At 68.1% G+C, this 2,019-nt stretch carries 2 protein-coding genes; one reads left to right on the top strand and one right to left on the bottom strand.

The features are described 5' to 3' along the window. Positions 1-63: 63 nt before the first annotated feature. Entirely contained in the window at positions 64-420 is a 357-nt protein-coding gene (locus ACFW2E_RS45870) for a HesB/IscA family protein (protein ID WP_384477857.1), read from the bottom strand. Positions 421-673: 253 nt separating this feature from the next. Between ACFW2E_RS45870 and nadA the strand changes: the two genes are divergently transcribed. Beyond that, positions 674-1,858 (top strand): quinolinate synthase NadA, encoded by a 1,185-nt coding sequence (gene nadA / locus ACFW2E_RS45865; RefSeq protein WP_384477854.1) that lies wholly within the window; start codon positions 674-676, stop codon positions 1,856-1,858. Positions 1,859-2,019 lie beyond the last annotated feature (161 nt).

Raw genomic sequence — 2,019 nt, 5'->3', positions numbered from 1 at the left:
TGGGACCCGGCCGGGGGTGGGCGCGGGCGGCAGGGAGAACGCGCGGCTGTTTCGCGGTGCGGCTCAGCTGAAGGAGTCGCCGCAGGCGCAGGAGCCCGTCGCGTTCGGGTTGTCGATCGTGAAGCCCTGCTTCTCGATGGTGTCCACGAAGTCGATGGTGGCGCCGCCCAGGTACGGGGCGCTCATGCGGTCGGTGACGACCTTGACCCCGCCGAAGTCCTTCTCCACGTCGCCGTCGAGGGAACGCTCGTCGAAGAAGAGCTGGTAGCGCAGGCCGGAGCAGCCGCCGGGCTGGACGGCGACACGCAGCGCGAGGTCCTCACGGCCTTCCTGGTCGAGCAGGGCCTTGACCTTGGACGCCGCGGCGTCGGTCAGAACGATGCCGTCGGTGACGGTGGTGGTCTCGTCCGATACGGACATCTACATCTCTCCCGGTTTGTACGGAGACTGCTTGCCGACAGATGCAACCGGCGGGCCCGCGGATTCATTCCGGGCCGAGCACTTGCGCTTTCGGTTCCTCTTCATGCTCGCACATGCGCGGTGGAGCCGACAGGGAGCCGCGGACGGGTCCCCGGGATTCATGTCACATAGACGCTATGGCCATCGTCAAACTGACGTGAACCGGTTATCATAGATAGCGTCAGTTCGACGAAAAGAAGAAAGGGTGCGTGTCGTGACCACCGCCCAGCCCCAGGAGCTCGACGTACAGCCGACTCCTCTCGCCCTGCTGCTTCTCGGCCGCGAAGCCGACCCGAGGAGCGAGCGCGGCGTCGAGTGTCCCGGTGACCTCCCCTCGCCGTCCGACCCCGACCTGGTCGAGCGCGCCCGCGCGGCCAAGGAAAAGCTCGGCGACAAGGTCTTCGTGCTCGGCCACCACTACCAGCGCGACGAGGTCATCCAGTTCGCCGACGTCACGGGCGACTCCTTCAAGCTGGCGCGGGACGCGGCGGCGCGCCCCGAGGCCGAATACATCGTCTTCTGCGGCGTCCACTTCATGGCGGAGTCGGCCGACATCCTGACCTCGGACGACCAGAAGGTGGTTCTGCCCGACCTGGCCGCCGGCTGCTCCATGGCCGACATGGCGACGGCCGAACAGGTGGCGGAGTGCTGGGACGTCCTCACGGAGGCCGGCGTCGCCGGGCAGGTCGTGCCCGTCTCGTACATGAACTCGTCCGCGGACATCAAGGCGTTCACGGGCAAGCACGGCGGCACGATCTGCACGTCGTCGAACGCGAAGCGGGCCCTGGAGTGGGCCTTCGAGCAAGGCGAGAAGGTCCTGTTCCTGCCGGACCAGCACCTGGGCCGCAACACCGCCGTCCGCGACATGGGCATGTCCCTGGACGACTGCGTCGTCTACAACCCGCACAAGCCGAACGGCGGTCTGACCGCCGACGAGCTGCGCGCCGCCAGGATGATCCTGTGGCGCGGCCACTGCTCGGTCCACGGCCGGTTCAGCCTGGACTCGGTGAACGACGTGCGCGCCCGCATCCCCGGTGTGAACGTCCTGGTCCACCCCGAGTGCAAGCACGAGGTCGTGGCCGCCGCGGACTACGTCGGCTCGACGGAGTACATCATCAAGGCCCTGGAGGCCGCCCCGGCCGGCTCCAAGTGGGCGATCGGCACGGAGCTGAACCTGGTCCGCCGTCTGGCGAACCGTTTCGCGCCCGAGGGCAAGGAGATCGTCTTCCTCGACCGGACGGTCTGCTTCTGCTCGACCATGAACCGCATCGACCTCCCCCACCTGGTCTGGACCCTGGAGTCCCTGGCCGAGGGCAACCTGGTCAACCGCATCGAGGTCGACAAGGAGACCGAGGCGTTCGCGAAGCTGGCGCTGGAGCGCATGCTCGCCCTGCCGTAAGACATAGCGCGTGCACCAAGTGCACCGCGTGCACAAGGAGCGGGGGGGGCCCGCGCGGGGGGGGGCGCGGGTTTTTGTTTAGTCCCCCCCGGCGCCCCCCCGCAGTTGACCCCGCCAGTGTGATCGCGCAGGGGCGGGCGGAGGCCCGCGAGGTTATAAAA

Origin of the sequence: Streptomyces sp. NPDC058964 (genome assembly GCF_042741275.1) — a bacterium.
GTDB lineage: Bacteria > Actinomycetota > Actinomycetes > Streptomycetales > Streptomycetaceae > Streptomyces.
The sequence above is the reverse complement of the archived record's forward strand: the minus strand, read 5'-3'. Positions and strand labels throughout refer to the sequence as shown.

Coding starts and splice junctions, on each gene's coding strand:
- ACFW2E_RS45870 (WP_384477857.1), bottom strand. CDS start 420: ATGTCCGTATCGGACGAGACCACCACCGTCACCGACGGCATCGTTCTG.